19 protein-coding genes and 5 pseudogenes are annotated in these 20,671 nt (G+C 38.4%); 14 read left to right on the plus strand and 10 right to left on the minus strand.

Annotated elements, in window-relative coordinates; all coding sequences use genetic code 11:
- The first annotated feature begins 49 nt into the window (after window positions 1–49).
- Window positions 50–931, plus strand: coding sequence for a VOC family protein (locus tag AT575_RS03405; RefSeq protein WP_102777160.1), 882 nt, complete (start codon window positions 50–52; stop codon window positions 929–931).
- A 288-nt stretch (window positions 932–1,219) separates the two neighbouring features.
- Here AT575_RS03405 and AT575_RS03410 read toward each other — a convergent pair whose 3' ends face one another.
- The 3 genes from AT575_RS03410 to guaA all read right to left on the minus strand — a co-directional run bounded on the left by AT575_RS03410 (window position 1,220) and on the right by guaA (window position 6,027).
- Complete coding sequence (locus AT575_RS03410; protein WP_102777161.1) at window positions 1,220–2,698, minus strand: peptide MFS transporter; 1,479 nt, start codon at window positions 2,696–2,698, stop codon at window positions 1,220–1,222.
- A gap of 190 nt (window positions 2,699–2,888) precedes the next feature.
- A complete protein-coding gene (locus tag AT575_RS03415; RefSeq protein WP_102777162.1) occupies window positions 2,889–4,058 on the minus strand; it encodes a cation:proton antiporter in 1,170 nt (389 codons plus the stop codon).
- 406 nt (window positions 4,059–4,464) lie between these two features.
- A complete protein-coding gene (gene guaA, locus AT575_RS03420) occupies window positions 4,465–6,027 on the minus strand; it encodes a glutamine-hydrolyzing GMP synthase (protein ID WP_102777163.1) in 1,563 nt (520 codons plus the stop codon).
- Window positions 6,028–6,329: 302 nt separating this feature from the next.
- On the opposite strand from guaA, the gene AT575_RS03425 reads away from it, so the two are divergent.
- The 3 genes and pseudogenes from AT575_RS03425 to ffh all read left to right on the plus strand — a co-directional run bounded on the left by AT575_RS03425 (window position 6,330) and on the right by ffh (window position 9,124).
- The gene (locus AT575_RS03425; protein WP_102777164.1) at window positions 6,330–7,028 is read left to right on the plus strand and encodes a GntR family transcriptional regulator; all 699 of its coding nucleotides are present in this window, start codon (window positions 6,330–6,332) and stop codon (window positions 7,026–7,028) included.
- 195 nt (window positions 7,029–7,223) lie between these two features.
- Window positions 7,224–7,556 (plus strand): putative DNA-binding protein, encoded by a 333-nt coding sequence (locus tag AT575_RS03430; RefSeq protein WP_174683089.1) that lies wholly within the window; start codon window positions 7,224–7,226, stop codon window positions 7,554–7,556.
- Window positions 7,557–7,568: 12 nt separating this feature from the next.
- Window positions 7,569–9,124, plus strand: a pseudogene (gene ffh / locus AT575_RS03435) (signal recognition particle protein).
- 62 nt (window positions 9,125–9,186) lie between these two features.
- Here ffh and AT575_RS03440 read toward each other — a convergent pair.
- Both AT575_RS03440 and AT575_RS03445 read right to left on the minus strand, forming a co-directional pair.
- Window positions 9,187–9,462 carry a helix-turn-helix domain-containing protein gene (locus AT575_RS03440; RefSeq protein WP_102777166.1) on the minus strand — a complete coding sequence of 92 codons (276 nt, stop codon included), beginning with the start codon at window positions 9,460–9,462 and terminating at the stop codon, window positions 9,187–9,189.
- Entirely contained in the window at window positions 9,455–9,814 is a 360-nt protein-coding gene (locus AT575_RS03445; protein WP_102777334.1) for a type II toxin-antitoxin system RelE/ParE family toxin, read from the minus strand. The genes AT575_RS03440 and AT575_RS03445 overlap by 8 nt, the downstream gene beginning before the upstream one ends.
- A gap of 198 nt (window positions 9,815–10,012) precedes the next feature.
- Here AT575_RS03445 and AT575_RS03450 point away from each other — a divergent pair, with 198 nt between their 5' ends.
- The 4 genes from AT575_RS03450 (at window position 10,013) to AT575_RS10765 (ending at window position 12,571) form a co-directional block, all read left to right on the plus strand.
- Window positions 10,013–10,525: an FMN-binding protein gene (locus AT575_RS03450; RefSeq protein WP_102777167.1), complete on the plus strand. Its 513-nt coding sequence runs from the start codon at window positions 10,013–10,015 to the stop codon at window positions 10,523–10,525.
- Window positions 10,522–11,295: an FAD:protein FMN transferase gene (locus tag AT575_RS03455; protein WP_102777168.1), complete on the plus strand. Its 774-nt coding sequence runs from the start codon at window positions 10,522–10,524 to the stop codon at window positions 11,293–11,295. The genes AT575_RS03450 and AT575_RS03455 overlap by 4 nt, the downstream gene beginning before the upstream one ends.
- A complete protein-coding gene (locus AT575_RS03460) occupies window positions 11,288–12,175 on the plus strand; it encodes a ferric reductase-like transmembrane domain-containing protein (RefSeq protein ID WP_245871433.1) in 888 nt (295 codons plus the stop codon). Before AT575_RS03455 ends, AT575_RS03460 begins: the two co-directional genes overlap by 8 nt.
- A 93-nt stretch (window positions 12,176–12,268) precedes the next feature.
- A complete protein-coding gene (locus AT575_RS10765; protein ID WP_245871435.1) occupies window positions 12,269–12,571 on the plus strand; it encodes a ferredoxin reductase domain-containing protein in 303 nt (100 codons plus the stop codon).
- Between the two features lie 117 nt (window positions 12,572–12,688).
- On the opposite strand, the gene AT575_RS03465 is transcribed toward AT575_RS10765, so the two are convergent.
- From AT575_RS03465 to AT575_RS03480, 4 genes and pseudogenes are all read right to left on the minus strand, one after another.
- Window positions 12,689–12,994 (minus strand): DUF5960 family protein, encoded by a 306-nt coding sequence (locus AT575_RS03465; protein ID WP_102777169.1) that lies wholly within the window; start codon window positions 12,992–12,994, stop codon window positions 12,689–12,691.
- Window positions 12,975–13,354 (minus strand): annotated as a pseudogene (locus AT575_RS03470) (hypothetical protein). The gene AT575_RS03465 and the pseudogene AT575_RS03470 overlap by 20 nt, the downstream one beginning before the upstream one ends.
- A pseudogene (locus tag AT575_RS03475) lies at window positions 13,347–14,773 on the minus strand (Y-family DNA polymerase). The pseudogenes AT575_RS03470 and AT575_RS03475 overlap by 8 nt, the downstream one beginning before the upstream one ends.
- A 7-nt stretch (window positions 14,774–14,780) precedes the next feature.
- Window positions 14,781–15,476 (minus strand): annotated as a pseudogene (locus AT575_RS03480) (LexA family transcriptional regulator).
- Between the two features lie 207 nt (window positions 15,477–15,683).
- Here AT575_RS03480 and AT575_RS03485 point away from each other — a divergent pair.
- The 6 genes and pseudogenes from AT575_RS03485 to AT575_RS03510 all read left to right on the plus strand — a co-directional run bounded on the left by AT575_RS03485 (window position 15,684) and on the right by AT575_RS03510 (window position 19,567).
- On the plus strand, window positions 15,684–16,700 hold the full coding sequence (locus AT575_RS03485; protein ID WP_102777170.1) for a Gfo/Idh/MocA family oxidoreductase: 1,017 nt from the start codon (window positions 15,684–15,686) through the stop codon (window positions 16,698–16,700).
- A gap of 104 nt (window positions 16,701–16,804) precedes the next feature.
- Complete coding sequence (locus AT575_RS03490; protein WP_102777171.1) at window positions 16,805–17,260, plus strand: DUF1801 domain-containing protein; 456 nt, start codon at window positions 16,805–16,807, stop codon at window positions 17,258–17,260.
- The gene (locus AT575_RS10980) at window positions 17,181–17,669 is read left to right on the plus strand and encodes a YkvA family protein (RefSeq protein ID WP_102777172.1); all 489 of its coding nucleotides are present in this window, start codon (window positions 17,181–17,183) and stop codon (window positions 17,667–17,669) included. The genes AT575_RS03490 and AT575_RS10980 overlap by 80 nt, the downstream gene beginning before the upstream one ends.
- A gap of 23 nt (window positions 17,670–17,692) precedes the next feature.
- A pseudogene (locus tag AT575_RS03500) lies at window positions 17,693–18,066 on the plus strand (pyridoxamine 5'-phosphate oxidase family protein).
- Between the two features lie 24 nt (window positions 18,067–18,090).
- Window positions 18,091–18,639 (plus strand): flavodoxin domain-containing protein, encoded by a 549-nt coding sequence (locus AT575_RS03505; RefSeq protein WP_102777173.1) that lies wholly within the window; start codon window positions 18,091–18,093, stop codon window positions 18,637–18,639.
- Between the two features lie 76 nt (window positions 18,640–18,715).
- A complete protein-coding gene (locus tag AT575_RS03510; protein ID WP_102777174.1) occupies window positions 18,716–19,567 on the plus strand; it encodes an aldo/keto reductase in 852 nt (283 codons plus the stop codon).
- 116 nt (window positions 19,568–19,683) lie between these two features.
- Here the strand turns inward: AT575_RS03510 and AT575_RS03515 are convergent, their stop codons facing one another.
- Entirely contained in the window at window positions 19,684–20,535 is an 852-nt protein-coding gene (locus AT575_RS03515; RefSeq protein ID WP_102777175.1) for a MurR/RpiR family transcriptional regulator, read from the minus strand.
- Window positions 20,536–20,671 lie beyond the last annotated feature (136 nt).

A 20,671-nucleotide genomic window follows, 5' to 3' on the forward strand; every position in this document is an offset into this window, starting at 1 on the left:
ATCATTTATCAGCAGAATAAATCTATTGTCTGATAATGGGAGGCAAAAAATGACTATTGTTCCACATCTTTGGTTTAATGACAATGCTATTGAAGCTGTTACTACCTATACCAAGCTATTTAAAGATTCTAAAATTAATTGGCAATACACTTTAAAAGATACACCTTCTGGTGATTGTGACTTAGTTTCTTTTGAGCTTGCGGGTGAGTCCATGGCAGCTATCGCAGCGGGTCCTTATTTTCAACTAAATGAAGCTATTTCCATCATGGTTGGTATTCAAACTAAGGAAGAAATCGATCGCTTGTATCAAACGCTTTCGCAAGGTGGTCATGATTTGATGCCTTTGCAGGAGTATCCTTTTAACCCTTACTACGTTTGGGTGGCTGATCGCTTTGGTTTGTCATGGCAATTATTACTGATGCCAGATCAAGAAAAAACCTATAGCTTTGAATATTCTCTGCTTTTTTCCGGCGATAATTGTGGTCGAGCAGCAGATGCCCTCAATTACTATGCTGATGTCTTTTCGACTAAACCCAATGTTATTGTTCCTTATCCTCCCGGTCAGGCTCAGGATCCACGCGCCAAGGTTGCTTATGGTTCAGTGACGCTTGATGACGCCTATTTTACGGCCATGGACCACGGCTATACTGGCGACAAGGCCTTTAATGAAGCTTTCTCTTTCATGCTCTATTGTGACAGTCAAGAGGAATTGGATTATTATTGGAGCAAATTATCGTCTGAACCTAAAGCAGAGCAATGTGGTTGGTGTAAAGACCAATTCGGTGTTTCATGGCAGATCATTCCCTCTTGGTTAAGATCTTTTTATGGAAATAGCAGCGCTACACAGATTGAGGTTGTATCCAAAGCCATGATGCCAATGAAAAAATTGGATGACTTAGCTTTGCGACAAGCATTAGCTGAAGTTGAATAACAAAAAAAAACTAAAATGGTTGTCACCACTCTCTGGTTTCAGCTATTTTAGTTTTTTTCATATAGTAAGCATTTATTAAATTTTTAATATCTTAGATTAAATTATCTGTAATACTTTTAGAAAACTCAACAATGGAGCAGGCTCTGTAGTCATTGGTGCTATCGGTATGATGGCCCTTTGTGGTGGCTTTGCTCTTCTTAAAACTTCTAAGAAAAATGAAGACTAAGTCAAAAAGCAATTTTTAAGCCAAAAAATAAGTCACTCATTTGATTGAGTGACTTATTTTACTTATTTAACGCCGGCCATTAATTTATCAATACGTGGTACGTAGAAGAATAAAAGAATACCGAAGACAATTGTAATTGTTCCGACAATACCATAATAGGCAACTTCATTACCTGATGTATAGAATTTAACGATTTGAGCATTGATGGCTTGAGCAGATGCGTTACTTAAGAACCAAATGGACATCATTTGTGCTTGGAAGGCTTTAGGTGCTAATTTTGTTGTAACCGATAAGCCAATTGGTGAGATGAGCATCTCACCGACGATAACGATCGCCCAGCTAACAATCAACCACATTGGACTTACTTTAGCATGAACACCAAACATCATTCCTGGCAACATCATCCAAACAAAAGATAGACCAGCAGCAATTAAACCATAAGCAAATTTCTTAGGTGATGAGGGTTGTTTGCTTCCTAAATTAGCCCAGATCCATGCAAAGAATGGAACATATAGCATGATAAAGAGTGGGTTAATACTTTGGAAGTAAGATGATGGGAAATTGATGTGATGACCAAATAGGTTAAAGTAAAGACGTGTTTGTTCATCGGCAAATAAGGCTAAGACAACTGATCCTTGTTCTTCAATTGACCAGAATAAAATGGAAGCAATGAAGAGTGGGATATAGGCTAAAACGCGTGAACGTTCGGTCGCATTGATTTTATTACTGCTTAAAATTTTGAAGAAGTAATAAATAGGAACAACAATAGCAATAAAGGTAAAGATATTGATGATACTATTGATGGTTAATAAATTAACCAACTTCAAGGCGATGACTAATAGGACAACGCCTACAGCTACAAGAGCACTTTTCTTTTTGAGGTCTTGCATTTCGCTTGCTGAAAGGGGGTCAGTTGGGTGCATGCTTTCTTCTGAGAGGTATTTTTTACCATCACGGATGTATTGCATTAGACCAAAGAACATTCCGACGGCAGCAAGAGAGAAGCCAAGGTGGAAGTTAATTTCTTGGCCAAGATAACCAACTAGTGCTGGAGCAATGAAAGCACCTAAGTTAATTCCGAAGACGAAAATTGAAAATCCAGCATCTCGACGTAAGTCTTTTTCACCATAGAGGGACCCAACCATTTCAGAAACGTTTGGTTTTAAGAAACCAGTTCCGAGGATGATAAGAGCAATCGAAACAAATAGGGCTGTTTTACCAAAAGGTGTTGCTAAAGCAATGTGACCAACCATGATTAAGATCCCACCATAGAGGACGGATTTTCGACTTCCAAGGATTCTGTCAGATACATAGCCACCAATAATGGACGACAAATATACAAGGGAACCGTAGATAGCCATAATTGAAGCTGCAGTAACTTTGTCAAAACCTAGACCACCTTTGCTGACGCTATAATACATATAGTAAAGTAAAATAGCGCGCATACCGTAGTATGAGAACCTTTCCCACATTTCTGTGAAAAAGAGAGTGGACAGTCCGCGAGGATGTCCGAAGAATGATTTAGAATCATTTGTATTCATTATATTTTATGTCTCCTTCTTAAAATCACAGGGTATAGAATACCGTAAAATAGGCATTATGTCAATATTGTGGAAATTTCATGAAAGTCTTATAATACATAAAATAATGAATAATTTAATATTATTAGGTATAATTATTATATTTAGTACCGTTATTATCTTATTGGTATAGATGGATTTCTGTATAGACTTATAAATATTGCAAAAAAAGCCCTTCAGCTTTTTTTACTTGAAGGACTTTTTTAAGAATAAATGGGGCAATGACCGTTGAAAGAATAATAACAATCACTAATGTGGAATAGACTTGGCTAGTGATTAATTTTTCTGCCAAGCCAATTTGGACAATGATTAAAGCCATTTCCCCACGACTAACCATCCCAGCACCAACTGTTAATGAATCCATCTTAGAGAAGTTAAAACCTTTGGCAACCAAATAACCTGGTAATAGTTTACTGATAACAGCTAGTATAGTGAAGAAGATGATAATACCTAGATTTGCAAATAGGCCATCAAATTTCAGTGGTAGGGCAATGGAAGCAAAGAAGATTGGGATAAAGAACATGTAAGACAGTTCTGAAATCTCATGCATAATTTCCTCACCTTTATGGGTTTGACCGATAGCAAGGCCTGCAAAGAAGGAACCGATGACGGCACTCATTCCTACAGTTGTTGCTAGTAGCGCCATACTAAAACAGATTAAAAGGGCTAAAAAACTATCCTTCTCGAATTGGTCAATCTTGAAAGTCAGGCGGTAAATAGCTGGAACGATATATTTCACCAAAGCAATTAAAAAAAGCAAGAAGAGGAGTTGGCCGATCATTTGGAAAAGGAGATTGGAGTTGGAGCCAGAACCTTTGTTGGTCGCAACGAAGAAACTAAGTAAGAGGACGGCAATAATATCGTCAGCAACGGCCGCACCCAGAATAACAGCACCAACCTTGGTTTGCACGCGCTTATACTCTTGCAGGACTTCGACGGTTATGGAAACGCTAGTCGCGGCGAAGACGATGCCGTAAAACATGGCGGTATTGACATCGTAGCCCATGAGCTTGGTGACCATATAGAATAAGCCAACCGGAATCACAACACCTGTGATGGCAACCGCCAAGCTAGGTTTGAGATACTTCTTTAAAAGGGCTAAATCAGCCTCTAAACCAGCTAGGAACATAAGTAGGATAACACCAAGTTCGGCTAGAAAGTGAATGATATGACCTTGATGAACCAAGTTCAACAAACTAGGACCAATGATGATCCCAACTAGTAGTTGCCCAACGACCGCTGGAATAGCTAACTTTTTTGAGGCCTCAATGGCCAAAAAACTGGAAATTAAAATAATAGTAATTTGAAATAATTCTTGCATAAACCCCTCATAAATCTAATAATTTGTGTCAATTATTACTATTATATCATGAGTATTCGGACAAGAAAAGTTAGGTGCCTATGTTAGAAATAAAGAAAAATATCATTTTAGTTTTGAATTTAGTGACTCTTTAAAATCAAACATTAGAATTTGTAAAAATGAGAAAGCTCACTAAAGTAGAAGAAAAGAGTAACCGGTTGGTTACTCTTTATAATTCCCTCTCACTTTGTTATTTCAAGGCTCGAGGCTGATTTCCTCCACTGGAACCCTCGCTTTTCTATTTCTAGGCTCACGCAAAAAAGGTCCACTGGACCAGAAGAAAAGAGTAACCGATTGGTTACTCTTTATAATTCCCTCTCACTTTGTTATTTCAAGGCTCGAGGCTGATTTCCTCCACTGGAGAAAATCACTCCCACTCAACAGTTGCGGGTGGTTTGCTTGTGATGTCGTAGACGATGCGGTTGACGTGATCAACTTCGTTTACGATTCGGGTTGAAATTTTCTTAAGAGTGTCCCATGGTAATTGTGCGAAGTCTGCTGTCATACCATCGATGGAAGTAATAGCGCGGATAGCGATAGTGTAATCGTAAGTACGACCGTCACCCATAACACCAACCGAACGAACTCCTGTGTTTACAGTGAAATATTGCCATACGTCGCGGTCAAGGCCAGCTTTAGCAATTTCTTCACGAAGAATCGCGTCAGATTCGCGGACAGTTTCAAGTTTTTCTTCCGTGATAGCACCCATGACACGAATAGCAAGACCTGGACCTGGGAAAGGTTGGCGCCATACAATGTTTTCAGGCATGCCAAGTGCGATACCAAGAGCACGAACCTCATCTTTAAACAATGTATTGAGTGGCTCGATCAACTGGAATTGCATATCTTCCGGAAGACCGCCAACGTTGTGGTGAGATTTAATGGTTTGGGCTGTTTCTGTTCCTGATTCAATAATATCAGTATAGAGCGTTCCTTGTGCTAGGAAGTCAACACCTTTTAACTTGCTTGCTTCATCGTCAAAGACGTAAACAAACTCGTTACCGATGATCTTACGTTTTTTCTCTGGATCATCAACACCAGCTAATAAATCTAAGAATCGGTCTTTAGCGTCAACGCGGATAATGTTAAGGCCAAACTTACCACCAAGCATACCCATAACTTGATCACCTTCGTCTTTACGAAGAAGACCATGGTCAACAAAGATACAGGTTAATTGGTCACCAATGGCTTTTTGTAAAAGAACCCCAACAACTGAAGAGTCGACACCACCAGATAATCCCAGAAGTACTTTACGATCACCTACTTGTTTACGGATGTTGTCGATTTGCATATCAATGAAATTATCCATTGACCAGTCGCCACGAGCACCACAGATGAACATTGCAAAATTTCTAAGAATGTCGTTTCCATAAATAGAATGTCTTACTTCTGGGTGGAATTGAATACCATAGATTTGTTTTTCTGTATTTTCAATAGCAGCAAATGGACAGTCAGCAGAATCACCAACTAAATGGAATCCTTCAGGAATTTCGGTAACAGCATCGCCGTGACTCATGAGAACTAATTGTTCTTCTGGTGTATCAGCGAAGAGTTTAGACTCTGTACGAAGGGTTAGGGTTGATTGACCATACTCACGATTACCAGCTTGCCCAGCAGGAAAAACCTTACCACCGAGTTTTTCAGTAATCAATTGCATACCGTAACAGATACCAAGAATTGGAATTCCTAATTCGAGAATCTCAGGATCGATTCCGAAGGCATCTTCAGCATAAACAGAATTTGGACCCCCAGATAGGACAATACCAACAGGGTTAATCTCGCGAATTTCGGCAGCAGAGATTTTATGGCTCTTTAATTCAGAAAAAACGCCAAACTCTCGAATACGTCTAGCAATTAACTGATTATATTGGCTACCATAATCAAGAACGATGATTTTTTGAACATCTTTCAAAATTGAAATTTCAGTCATTGTAATCCTTTCATTTCCATTACTCTTTGGACTAATGGTTTTCATCTCATTGTAGCATATTTTTTTGAGAATGGCATTAGAAATTCGGTTAATTGTTTGCTGTTAAAGGCCAAATCCTAACATTATTTTAAAAGGGGAAGTTAATTTGAGTAAAAATTGATAAAAAGTCTGACAATGACAGAAAAATGATGATAAAAATTGAATTTTTCAGAATAAGGACAGACATTTTGTGACATTGTCCACTAAAGTGTCAGTGATTATGATAGAATAGTTGTAATAGTAAACAAACTAGGGAGACTGACATGTTACCAGCCTATATTAAAATTCATGATGCCATCAAAAAAGATATCGACGACCAGGTTTGGGCCATCGGTGATCGTCTTCCGAGCGAAAGAGACTTGGCTGATCACTTTGCGGTTAGTCGCATGACCTTAAGACAGGCTATCACGCTTTTAGTCGAAGAAGGTATCCTAGAAAGACGCATTGGTTCTGGTACCTATGTATCTAGTCAACGCGTACAAGAAAAAATGCGTGGAACCACATCTTTTACAGAGATTGTTAATTCTCAAGGCAAAAAGCCATCCTCAAAATTACTTTCTTACCAAAGACAACTAGCCTCAGATACCGAAATCAAAGAGCTCAATTTAGAAGTCACTGACTATGTTGTTCGTATGGAACGCGTCCGTTATGCCGATAATGTTCCATTAGTTTACGAGGTTGCCTCGATTCCCGAGAAGTTCATCAAAAATGTCAAACGCGAAGATATCACTGAGCATTTCTTTAAAACCTTAGTTGCTAATGGTTATGAAATCGGCAAAAGCCGCCAAACCATATATGCTAAAACAGCAAGCGAACGCGTTGCCACCTATTTAGGGGTTAGCCGTGGCCACGCCATCCTAGCTTTAACCCAAGTATCTTATTTCAGCAACGGGAATCCATTTGAGTATGTCCGCAGTCAGTATGTAGGCGATCGCTTTGAATTTTATCTGGAAAACAATTGAGAGTTTGTTTGCAAACTCTTTTTTGTATTTTACCACCTTTTAATAGGAAAAATGAATTATTCTTATAAATTAATTCTTTAGCTTGAAACAGGCTTTCCTCTTTTTTGCTTCCTGTAAAGTGGCAACTAATGGAGAAGCTGTTATCAGGGCATTTCCTACTATTATTTCGGGGCAATATATGGTAAAATGGAGTCTATGGAAATTGAAAAAACAAACCGGATGAATGCCCTTTTTGAATTTTATGCTGCGCTATTAACCGACAAGCAAATGAACTACATTGAACTTTACTATGCGGACGATTATAGTTTGGCTGAAATTGCTGAAGAATTTGGAGTTAGCCGTCAAGCGGTTTATGATAATATTAAGCGAACTGAGAAGATTTTGGAAACCTATGAAATGAAGCTTCATATGTATTCGGATTATGTGGTTCGTAGTGAAATTTTTGATGCTATGATGGAAAAGTATCCTAATGATACTTTCTTGCAGGAGAAAATTTCCATTTTAACAAGTATTGATAACAGAGATTAAGAGGAGAAGTAGATGGCTTTTGAAAGTTTAACTGAACGCTTGCAGGGCGTCTTTAAAAATATTCGCGGCAAGAAAAAATTATCGGAAAAAGATGTTCAAGAGGTTACAAAAGAAATTCGTCTGGCCCTTTTAGAGGCCGACGTAGCCCTACCGGTTGTTAAGACCTTCATTAAACGGGTTCGTGAACGAGCTGTTGGTCATGAAATTATTGACACTTTAGATCCAACCCAACAAATTGTCAAAATTGTTAATGAAGAATTAACGGGTATTCTTGGTTCTGAAACAGCTGAAATTGAGAAATCGCCTAAGATTCCAACAATTATTATGATGGTCGGTTTACAAGGGGCTGGTAAAACCACCTTTGCTGGTAAATTGGCGAATAAATTAATCAAAGAAGAAAATGCGCGTCCTTTGATGATTGCGGCCGATATTTATCGTCCGGCTGCCATTGATCAGTTGAAGACCCTCGGCCAACAAATCAATGTGCCTGTCTTTGACATGGGGACAGACCATTCAGCAGTTGAAATCGTCCGTCAAGGTCTAGCTTTAGCGGCTGAAAAACGTAATGATTATGTGCTGATTGATACAGCAGGTCGCTTGCAAATTGACGAAAAACTCATGACCGAGTTGCGTGATGTCAAAGCGCTAGCCCAACCAAACGAAATCCTCTTAGTTGTTGATAGTATGATTGGTCAGGAGGCAGCAAATGTCGCTGATGAATTTAACAAACAATTAGAAATCACAGGGGTAGTTCTTACTAAGATTGATGGGGATACCCGTGGTGGTGCGGCTCTGTCTGTCCGTGAAATTACTGGCAAACCGATTAAGTTCACCGGTACTGGTGAGAAAATCACTGACATTGAAACCTTCCACCAGACCGCATGGCAAGTCGTATCTTGGGCATGGGTGACCTCTTAACCTTGATTGAAAAAGCTAGTCAAGAGTATGATGAGCAGAAATCACTTGAGCTTGCGGAGAAGATGCGTGAGAACACTTTTGATTTCAATGACTTCATTGATCAATTGGACCAAGTGCAAAACATGGGACCTATGGAAGACTTGCTCAAGATGATTCCAGGTATGGCCGGTAACCCAGCGCTTGCTAGTATTAAAATTGACGAAAAACAAATTGCCCGTAAACGAGCTATTGTTTCTTCAATGACTAAAGCAGAACGTGAAAACCCTGAACTCTTAAACCCAAGTCGTCGTCGTCGGATTGCGGCTGGATCAGGAAATACTTTCGTCGAAGTTAATAAATTTATCAAAGATTTTAATCAAGCAAAAAGCATGATGCAAGGCGTTATGTCTGGCGACATGAATAAGGCTATGAAACAAATGGGGATTGACCCAAGTCGTATGCCTAAGAATATGCCTAACATGGGCGGTGGAGGCGGAATGCCTGATATGTCAGCCCTTGAAGGTATGATGGGCGGTGCAGGAATGTCTGATATGGACATGAGCCAAATGTTTGGTGGCGGTCTTAAAGGCAAAGTGGGAGAATTCGCCATGAAACAATCCCTAAAACGCCAAGCTAATAAAATCAAAAAAGCTAAGAAAAAACGGAAGTAAGGGCAAAAGAAAATAGAAAAAGCTAGTTGGTTCATACGAACAAACTAGCTTTTTTGAGGTTTTTAACCAAAATGAATTTTTAATTCTTGATTTAATGCAACAGCAATTTTACTCATGGTTTCAATACTGGTATTATGTCCTTTTTCAATTCTTGCTATTGTTGATTGAGGAACATGTGACAATTCTGCTAATTGTCTTTGACTTAACCCAGCATTAGATCTAGCCTTAGATACTGCTAAAGCACTTTCTAAGATTGCTTTTTCTGTTTGAAACGCTTGTTTGAAGTCTTCATTACGAAGTTCTTCATTTAAAAAATGATCAAAAGAAACATTAGTCATTGTTTTCCTCCTCAAACTCTCTCTTTATGGATTTAGCTTTTGCTATTTCCTTTAATGGAGTTTTTTGTGTCTTTTTCGTGAAACCGTGTGTAATGATGAAGCGATCATCTTTCACATGGAAATATAAAGCTCTTTGAATATTAGAAGAAACTTTGGATCTAATTTCATAAATCTCATTGTCGATTTTCTTAATCCATTCCATTTCTTTAGCTATTAATAAACCTTTTTCCTGAATCATATCAATTGTTGCAAATAGTTTAGCTTGATCTTTTTTAGGAAGTTTTTTATAAAAAATAAGAAATTCGTTATTTCCATTTGGACGAGTATAAAATTCAAATTTAGGTTTCTTCATACTTATCATGATAGCATATATTGTTCATTTTTTCAATATACTACATTATAAATATTTCATTCTCAGTACTCAATTTTATTGATTCTTTTTTTATTTTTTGAATTTCTTTTATTTTCTATTAAAATGTTTGCTCTTTTTAGTTTTATTTAAGACATTTGCTTTATTCTTATTTATAATCAATCTAAAGAGGGAAATGATATGAAAAAAATTTTTGGAATTGGAGTCACGATAGTTGCTGGTTTTGCAGCTTTAGCTGATGGCTTTCTTTTATTCTCCAAGGGGCAAGTCAGCTCCCAAGCCAACTTGGTAACTAGCAAAGCCATTTCGTCCAAGACTAAAAGTAATCTTGCTTCATCAAAGACGACTGACAGCTCTTCAGCGCAGCAATCTGCCACCGATAGTGGCAGCTCAAGTACTGCTATGAAAGACGGTACTTATACGGGAGCTTCAACTAGTACTGAATGGGGCGATGTTCGGTTGCAAATTAAAGTTGCTGGCGGTAAAATTTCCAATATTACTGTCCTGGCTCATCCGGATACAGAAGGACAATCGGTGATGATTAATGAGCAAGCACTACCTATTTATAAAGAAGAGGCTTTAGCTGCGCAATCGGCTACCATTGATCAAGTTTCTGGGGCTACTGAGACTTATAAAGGTTTTACAGGTTCACTCCAGGACGCGATTAACAAAGCTCAGGGTATTAGCTCATGAGTTCTTACCAAAAGAATTATCACACCTTTCAAGCTATGAATTTGCCTTTTACCTTAACCATGGTCTCTAATGATTTAGAAAAAGCCATCCTACTGATGGAAGACATTAAGCCTGCCATTGAGGCTGAGTTAGAGCGGATTGAGCAGACCTATTCTCCATTTTTAGAGGATAGTTTGGTTTCTCAGTTTGCGGCCGGAAAGGATGAGATTTTATTAGAGAATCGAGAGTTTTATCAGGTCTATGCTTCCTGTGCGGCTGCAGAAGTCAAAACTAAGGGTTATTTTACACCTTATTACAATGACTCTTATAATCCGACTGGTTATGCTAAAGGTTGGACTGTTGAGAAAATCTTCAAAGAAGTGATTAAACCCTTGCTTGCTCATGACTTTATGATAGCAGTCTCTTTTAATGGCGGTGGTGATATGCAATTTGCTAGTCGTGAAGCTTCTGATTTTGAATGGCAGATAGCTGTTGAGAATCCGGATGATAGGCAAAAAATAGTAGCTACTTATCATTTAGCAAACGGGGCTATGGCAACCTCTGGCTTTAGTAAGCGGGGGCAGCATAGTCAACAAGCACTTCATTCTGGCGTTAAGCAAGTAACTATTATCTCTGATTCATTAGCCGTTGCCGATGTTTGGGCGACTGTGGGTCTTGTTGCCAGTGAATCCGATTTTACAGAATTTATCACTAAAGAAGGACTTTCGGGTCTCATTTGCCACCAAGAAGGTTTGATTATCTTTAACAAAGGGGAAATCCATTATGCTTAATAAACTGACTAGTAGAACAGGCTTGTCTTGGCTCGTCATTCTATTTATTTTACCGTTACCTTTTTTGTATACCTTAAAAACAGGATTAACAGGAGTTCATGCTAATAGTAGTCTTGGCATTTTACTAGGTGTCTTAGCTTATGTTTGGATGCTGACCTCAACCTATATTGCTACTAAGCCCAAATGGATTGACCGTTGGCTTGGTTTACCAAGTGCTTATATGATTCATGGAATGATTAGTCTCCTTGCCATTTTTTTAGCTTTTTTACATAAAGAATTGGACCCGTCAAATGGTTTAATCAAAAATACTGGTGATATTGCCTTTGTTATTTTCTTAGGCTTGGCTGCTTACTCCATGATTTTCATGGCCGGTTGGTTAACCAGTCGTTTTCCCATTTTGGAAACCATCAAAAAACTCTTGGAAGGCATCTTTAAACACGAAATTTCAGTTTGGCTGCACCGTCTCAATGTCTTAGCAACCTTGTTGATTTTTATTCACATCCAACTGATTGATTTCATCGTCTCCAATAAACCTTTCATGCTACTCATTTGGTCTTATTCCATCTTTGTCTTCCTAGCCTACCTCTGGTTCCATTTCAAACCAGCAGCACACGGCATTCAAGCTAGCCTTATAGCTAATCAAGAAATTGCCCCTAATATTAGAGAACTGCAAGTGCAATTACCAAGACGTTCACGTCTGAAGTTCCAACCGGGGGATTTTGCCTTTATTTCCTTTCCTCAATTTAAAGGAATGGCAGAGCCTCACCCCTTTTCCCTAGTCAATGCACCGGGGCGAGAGGGAGTCTTGACCTTTGCTATCCGCGGGGACGGCGATTTCACAAGACAGCTTGCTCAAATCCCCAATAATTCACCCATCTGAGTAGATGGCGGCTTTGGCAAATACCAGTCACTGATTAAAAGCTTTAAGCCTAAAGAAATTGTCATCATTGCTGGTGGTATCGGAGTTGTGCCCTTGCTATCAGTAGTAGAAGGTAACCCACATATACCAACGCAATTCTTTTACACCGTAAAAAGTCCAGAGCAGTTTATCTACCAAGACCGCCTCATGCAGTGGCAAGAAAATCCGAATTTCAAAGCCTATTGCCAAGTAGGACGTTATCACGACCAAGACATTTTAGGGCAGTTACCAGAAAATCGTGACGATTGTATTGTTCTCTTAGGGGGACCAATAGCCATGGGACGCCATTGGCAAAAAGTGATGCAAGAAGCTGGCATGGTTCCGGAACGTGTTTATTTTGAAGAGTTTTCTTGGTAATTTAACTTTCCTAGCTTCGGATCCTTTTTCTTAACAACAGAATCCTTTCAACTTAAAAATATAACTTCTTTAATGTCATACAAAAAAGTCTTCACACAGGTGAAGACTTTTAAAGCATTAAGCCATTTTCTCTTTAGTTAATAAATCGACCCCTTGATAGGCATAAAACTTCACTTCCGGATGCTTAGGATGTTCCATCAGCTTAAAATAGAAGTAGTGGTCCTTTTGGTCAATGGCATTTTCTTTATTGAGTTTAAAGAAGGTCGACTGTGACCGATTTAAGGTCAGCAGAATATCATCTGTTAAAAAAGTTAAGGGAATACGCAAGGCTGAGTACTTGTAAAAATCTGTTTCAAACAAGCGGTAATCCTTACTAAAAAAATCGAACTGATAATTATTTTGGTTATAAGAGTGAATGGTCATGGTCAGTCGACTCCTCTTGTTCAATGGAAATTAAAAGTTCTATGGGAAAGCTGTAGTAGATTGCCTTGCATTTGATTTGAAAGTCATCCTGACTATGACTAGCTCGGCTAATCTTTCCATAATAAGTTTTAAGCTGATTGTCTTCAAAGATACGAACCTTAACAGATAATTGCTGACTGTAAGCCTGACTCAAAAGTAATTGCTTTTCCTCTAGATCCAGTAACTAAAAACGTTTTTGCGTTGCCGGTCTTCCTCTAGCGAATGGTTGTGCTCTGACAGAAAGAAGCCCATCCATTTAGCCATTTTACGATCGTAATAAGACCGGGCAGAAGCAAAGGGTAAATAAGAACGATCAATCATGAAACTTTTTCCTTTCTCTATCAATACTAGCTGAGTGGCCACCAATTAATTGGCTACGTTCAGCAACACGCGAAGCTTCCAATAAAGAAGAACCCTTTTGTAAAGCCATAATGCCGAAGCGGTCACGGATTTGGTCAATAGTGGCCTCTAAATGGTTTTCTTTTTCCTTTTTTTCAAAGTCGTCAAACAAAGAGAAAACCTCAATAGAGGAATCGACCAAGCCATCACATCTAACAGCAATCTGCCGAACCACACCCCCTACATAATGTTTGCGAAATAAGAAGATAACGGCCTGACGAATCACCTTATTGCTATAAGCAGGATCAATGGTCATTTGACTATTGATAGGCTTTTGTTCCTGTCCTTTAGAAAAGCCCACATAAATAGAGACCACACTAGCTTTCTTTTCCTTACGCCGCAAACGTCTGGCCACGTGTTCAGCCATTTCTCCTAAAACAAGTTCAATGTCAGCTTGATGATAATAGTCTCTGGGCAGAATCTGCGAGTTCCCCACACCTTTACTGACAGGCTTGTAAGGTTTATGAACCTTGCTTTCGTCCACCCCATTAGCATGAAACCAGAGTTGAAGACCGATGACCCCGAATTCTTTTTTTAAGATATCCGGATTAGCATTAGCCAATTCCTTAATGGAAAAGATGCCTAGCTTATGTAACCTTTTTTCTGTTCTGACACCAATTCCCCAAAAGTCCGTCATCTTTTTAATCTGCCAGACTTTATTTTCCACATCCTCATAAGACCAATTACTACGCATGGAGTCGCTATGCTTGGCCTCATTATCCAAGGCTAACTTGGCTAAGAGGGGGTTGGCATTACTGAGGCCAACAGTTGAATAAACACCGGTCTCTTTCCAAATTCGGTACTGAATACGACTAGCTAGCGCATCCAATTTATCCTTCCGGCTCAAATCATTATGAGGAATAAAATAATTTAAGGAAGAGGTTAAATCCAAAAAACCTTCATCAATCGAATAGGTTAAGATATCCTGCGATGAAGCGAACTCTTGAAAAATATGTTGAATCTGAATATTCTTTTCAATGTAACGGTCCATCCGAGGAGGGAGGACTAAGGTATGTTTTGCCCAGGCTTCAATATAGGCGACAAGAGCAGGGGTTACTGTCCAACCTTCTCTTTGGGCAACTTGATAGTTAAAACGTCTTGTTTGGATATTAAAAGGCAAATCATAGGAACGGCTACATTCGATTTGCCAAAAACACGTTTAAAAGTAGGAGAAGAAGCCAGAATAAGTCCATTACTATTATCTGCTCGACTCATGACACAGAGTGAGGTGCGTAAAGGGTTTAAGCCTCGATCAACACACTCAACACTGGCATAAAATGATTTCATATCCACAAAGGCAATATCTGACCTGGGCTCGCGTGAATAATCAATGTAAGACATAGGACGTCTAAACTTCCAAAGGCATAAAATTAGCGATGATTTTACCGATGATCCGTGGATTCTCATCGAACGGAGCAAACTTATCTGAATATTTCTTATTTAAAGAAACCAGACGTAAGCCTTCCTCTTCACGATAAACCTTCTTAATATAGGTCTGTCCGTCCCACTCGACAGCATAAATAGCCCCATCATAATCAAAACCTTCTTGTTTGATCAAAACGACTTCACCATTGAGATAAGTTGGTTCCATGGAATCCCCGAAGACCCATGAAGCGAAATCGTAGTCCAATTGCTCATCGTAGAAGACCTCGTCATAATTGCCATCACCAAAGTAAGAGAAACCAGTACCGGCTGACAGGCTTTCATAAACACGATAACGGTAAAGTTTTTTGGCGGTTGTCGGCATAGGAATGATCTTACTTTGTTGAGCTAACAAATCTTCAGATAAGCTAATCACTTTTTCTTTATTGCGGGAATTCAGTTGACTATAAGGCATCAAAATAGCATGATGAGGACTGAAGTAATCCTCGCTGACCTGAAAGATATCTAATAATTCTTGTAGGTGTTTCTGATTAGGGACGTTTTTTTTCTTTTTCCCAATTAGAGATGGTCATTTTATTAACTCCTAATTGTTGGCCAAGACTTTCTTGACTCATTTTTTTCTTTTTTGCCGAATGGCTTTTAATTGTTTTCCTGAGAACATTCTAATCGCTCCTTTTAGTAAAGTTATAACTTTACTAAAGTATATCAAATCCAGATTGAGAATTCAAGCTTTTTGATAGATAAAAATGAGTATATTTTGACAATTTCACTAATTGGCGGTATGATTGAACTAGCTAAAATTTTGTGATTTTTTTCATCTAATAATGAAAAGAGTTATGAAAAAAGTAAAGCATTAGAGGAGATTTTTATGTTAACCATTGCTTACATCGGAAATGGGAAAAGTGCCAATCGTTACCACATGCCTTTTTCAACACAATTGGAAGATATTAGAATTAAAACCATCTATTCACCAGCACCTAGTCCATGGGAACCCCTAGACGGTGTTATCTATACAGATAAAATTGAGGATGTCTTGGAAGATCCAGAGATCCAATTAGTTATTTTATCCATCCCACCATCAGCTCACTATAGTGTTGCTAAGCAATGTTTATTAGCTGGAAAAAATACCTTAGTAGAAAAACCATTTACAGAGACAGCAGAAGAAGCACGTGAGTTGTTTGCTATCGCTAAAGAAAAAGGTCTTTTTGTTCAAGCTTATCAAAACCGTCGTTTTGACTCTGATTTCTTAACTGTTCAAAAAGTGATTGATAGTGGTGTTTTAGGAGATATCCTTGAAGTGGAAATGCACTTTGATTATTTCCGTCCAGAAATTCCTGAAAATACTCCAGAATACTCTATTAATACCAGCTACTTATACGGCCATGCTTGTCACACTATTGACCAAGTCATTTCTTATTTTGGTATGCCTGACTCTGTTCATTATGATGTGCGTCAATTACTTGGTAAAGGCCGTATGAATGATTACTTTGACTTAGATTTTTACTATGGCGTCAAAAAAGTTTCTATTAAATCAAGTTACTTCCGTATTAAAGAACGTCCAAGTTTTGTTGTTTATGGTAAAAAAGGGATGTTTGTTAAAGCAACAAAAGACCGTCAAGAAGACGACTTAAAACGTTTCTACATGCCAACCAATCCAGACTTTGGTATGGATAGCCCAGAACACTATGGTACACTCACATATGTGGATGACCAAGGTGTTTACCACGAAGAAAAAGTTATTTCTGAAGTAGGTAGCTACGCCCGCATGTACCAAGCTATTCATGACAGCATTATTTTAGGAAAAGAAAAAGTGGTTAAAGACGAAGAAACTATCCGCCAAATCGAAATTATCGAAGAAGGCATTCGTCACATGAACCAAGATTAGATCTGGCTTATGAAAAAGATAAAGAAAGGTTGCTGAGGCAGCCTTTTTTAGCGACTTTTAGGCGGTTTACAGCTATAATAAGAGTAAGAGATGGAGGTAGCAAAATGCAATACGATGTTGATTCGATTACAGCCTATTTAGAGGCACTCCCTGAAGAACGCAGACAGGTTATTGAGCGTCTAAGACAAGTCATCAAAGACAATCTCCCAGGTCGTTATGAAGAAAAATTACAATACCAGATGATTTCCTATGTTGTACCAAGAGATCTTTTTCCTGATGGATACCATTGTAACCCCGACGATGACCTTTCTTTTATAACCATTGGTTCCCAAAAAAATTATATTGCCATCTATCATAACGGTATCTATATGTTTGATGCTGTGAGAGACTGGTTTTTACAAGAATATCCCAAGTATCTTAAAACTAAACCAGATGTTGGAAAATCTTGTATTCGTTTTAAGAATATGAAAACCATTCCTTATGGACTCATTGGACAACTCTGCCAAAAGGTCAGTCAAGAAGACTTCATTAAGACCTATCAGGACAACATTCCTAAATAAGAAGAGGAGGCTACACTTTATTCAATCACAAAGAAAAAAGCTTTTTTATAACCTAAAAGAGCTTAAAAGCGATGTCCCAGCCGTATTCCTGGCTCTCAAAGACTCAAGAACCCCTCTACTACACGCAAAAGGCCTAGCAGCAGTGATCGTCATTTATGCCTTATCACCAGTAGATCTGATTCCGGATTTTATTCCTATCCTAGGCTACTTAGACGATATCCTTATTTTGCCTTTGTTAATTACCTTATTAATTAAAATGATTCCTAATCAAGTTTGGCAAGATGCTCAGTCTGCGTCTAAAGGAATGTGGCAAAATGGAAAACCTAAACACTGGTATTATGCCATTCCAATCGTATTATTTTGGATAGTCATTATTCTTTTTGCCTATAAGTTCTGGCAAAATAAATAAAAAACTTTAAAAAAGGAGAACATATGTTTACAGACACATTTTTAGCAGTCCTCACTCATGAAGGGCCTGTTTCAATCACATCATGGGGCAATGAAGAACCGCATGTCACTTGCACTTGGAATTCTTATCTTGTTCTTAAAGGCGAAGATACTATATTAATCCCTGCGGCGGGGATGAGAAGCACGGAAGAAGACCTAGCAGTCAACAATCAGTTAATTCTTACCATGGCTGCGCGTGAAGTAGAAGGCTTCAATGGTTATCAAGGAACAGGTTTCAGAATTAATGCATCGCCAACTTTTTAACAGAAGGAAAATACTTTGAAGAAATGAAAGAAAAATACCCCTTCATCAGAAGTGTATTACAAGTTAAGGTAACTGAAGCAAAACAATTACTCTAAGTTTATCGTTCGGAGGTGACAAAGATGGCCAAGTCATTAATCATTTATGGAAGTGAATATGGAAGTTCTGAAAAATATGCCAAAGCACTGGCTAAAAAACTTGGAATTGATGCTGTTTCTTATCGACAATTTAAAGCAGTTGAGCCGCTTCAAACATTAATTTACATCGGTTCACTTTATGCAGGCGGTGTAAAAGGAATGGCACCAACTCTAAAAAAAATACCGCAAGATTCTTATCAAAACTTGCTGATTGCAAGCGTCGGTTTGTCTGATCCACAAAATAAGACTAATACAGATAAGATAAAAGAACACATCGAGCAACAACTTCCTAAAATACAAGTAGTTCCAGAAAATGTCTTTCACCTTAGAGGATCCATTGACTATTCTAAATTGAAGTTTAGTCATCGCCTTTTAATGGGGATGCTAAATAAGAAGGTCAAGAAAGAAGATCCTGAAAAACTAGATAGTGAAAGTAAACAATTGTTAGAAACATACAATAAGAAAGTTGACTTCATTGATATTCAGACATTAGAACCACTCATTACCCGCTATCAGCAGTTAAATGCAGAATAAGTCATTTTTCCCTTGACTTGGAGTTGACTCCAGGGTCTATAATGGACTTATCTTAAGAAAGTAAAAGGTAAGACAAATGAAAAAAATGATTCTAAATGATGGCAATGGCATTCCAACAATTGGTTTTGGGGTTTTTCAAATTCCAGCAGATGGTTCAACTTATCAAGCTGTTTCTCATGCCTTAAAAGTTGGTTACCGTCATATCGATACGGCAGCAGCCTACATGAATGAAGCAGAAGTTGGACAAGCTGTTCGTGACAGTGGGATTCCAAGAGAAGAGATTTTCATTACCAGCAAACTTTGGCTCCAAGACTTCGGTTATGAAGCTGCTCAAAAAGGAATAGCCACATCGCTTGAAAAATTAGGTATGGATTATATTGATTTATACCTATTACACCAACCTTACAGTGATGTCCTAGGTGCTTGGAGAGCCTTGGAAGAAGCCAAAGCAGAAGGGAAATTAAAGTCAATTGGGATTAGTAATATGACGCCAAAATTCTATCAAGAATTTGTCCCTCAATTTGCTAGCAAACCAGCTGTCAATCAAGTAGAGTGTAACCCATACTTCCAACAAAAAGCCTTACGAGAAGTAATGGCTGCTGATGACGTTAAAATTGAATGTTGGGCACCACTTGGACAAGGCAATCCGGAACTCTTCCAAGAACCTGTATTGATTGATTTAGCAAGTAAATACAAAAAAGATATTGGGCAAATCATTCTTGCTTTTGAATTACAAGAAGGTTTCATTGTTTTACCAAAATCAGTGACACCAAGTCGTATTGAAAGTAACTTAGATATCTATGACTTTGAGCTAACAGCAGAGGAAATGGATGCTATCAGAGCCTTGGATAAAGGTAAAGGGAAACATGATCCGGACGCACCAGGAATTGGTGACTACCTCCTAGCAAACTATAAAATCCACGATTAAGAAAAGCAGCTCGCATGAGCTGCTTTTTTGCTATATTACAGTCGCTGTATTGCATTGGTGCGTATCAAATGACATAAAGTAAGCACAAATTCAACAAGGATTAGACTATCTATTTTTTACCGTTCTTTTTCTAAGTCCGTGGACAAGTTTAACTTGCGAACGTAATGCTTCATATAATCCGATTTAAAGTAAACAGCATAAAGGCTATTTAAGATAAAGAGAATAGATTCTTCTGTTGAAAAATTTCCAATCTTTTTATGTTTATCTTCTCGAGTACAAATGGTGAAGAAGGCGTCAGAGTTGTCTTTAAGATAGGTTCCATTTTGGCTGGATAAACCTATAATAAAAACACCTTTATCTTTCAGGGATGGTAAATGCTTCAGGGTGTCACTTGACTCTGATGTTCCAGAATAAGAAATGAGAATAGCTAGGTCTTCTTTTTCAAGAGAAGAAGCCATCAAGCCAAATTCGCTTGCTGATGCGACTTCAACAATTTTTCCTAGCGTCAGCATTTTACGGCGAAAGAGATGGGCTAAATAGTCATTAGGACTAAGTCCAAAAATAACGATGCGTTTGGCCTTGCGCAATTCTTGCCCTGCTATTTCCAAAGCCTCTAAAGACATCTTATCGGCTGTATCCTGGATACTTTCTTTCTCGATGGTGGCGATTTTTTGAATGATGTCTTGGTTGCTATCGTCTTCGTGGAAGGGGAGGTTGTGGTCGACGTCGGAATAATGGGTGTCCGAGTAATAGCGCTCTGAAAGAAGAGCAGGTAAAAAATCTGTCCAACCTTTATAACCTAAGACCTGCGCAAAGCGAACAATACTGGACTTGGAACTAAAGCTGAGATTGGCTAAATCCTCAAGTGATAGCTGTTCAATTTGAGCCAAGTGCTCTAAGATAGCCTTAGCAATTGTAGCTTTTGAGGAGTGATTGGTCTGGGCGATGCCTTTAATCTCTTCTAACATGAGGTTAACCCCTTTTTTCAGAATATTTCAGTTTTACCATTAAAAAGTTAAAAAATGTGAAACTGCATACCAAGTGTATCGAAAAAGAGACTATTTGTCTAGGAAGTATCTTATAATCAAATTAAGTTCTGATCAG

Origin of the sequence: Streptococcus penaeicida, assembly GCF_002887775.1 — a bacterium.
Classification (GTDB): domain Bacteria; phylum Bacillota; class Bacilli; order Lactobacillales; family Streptococcaceae; genus Streptococcus; species Streptococcus penaeicida.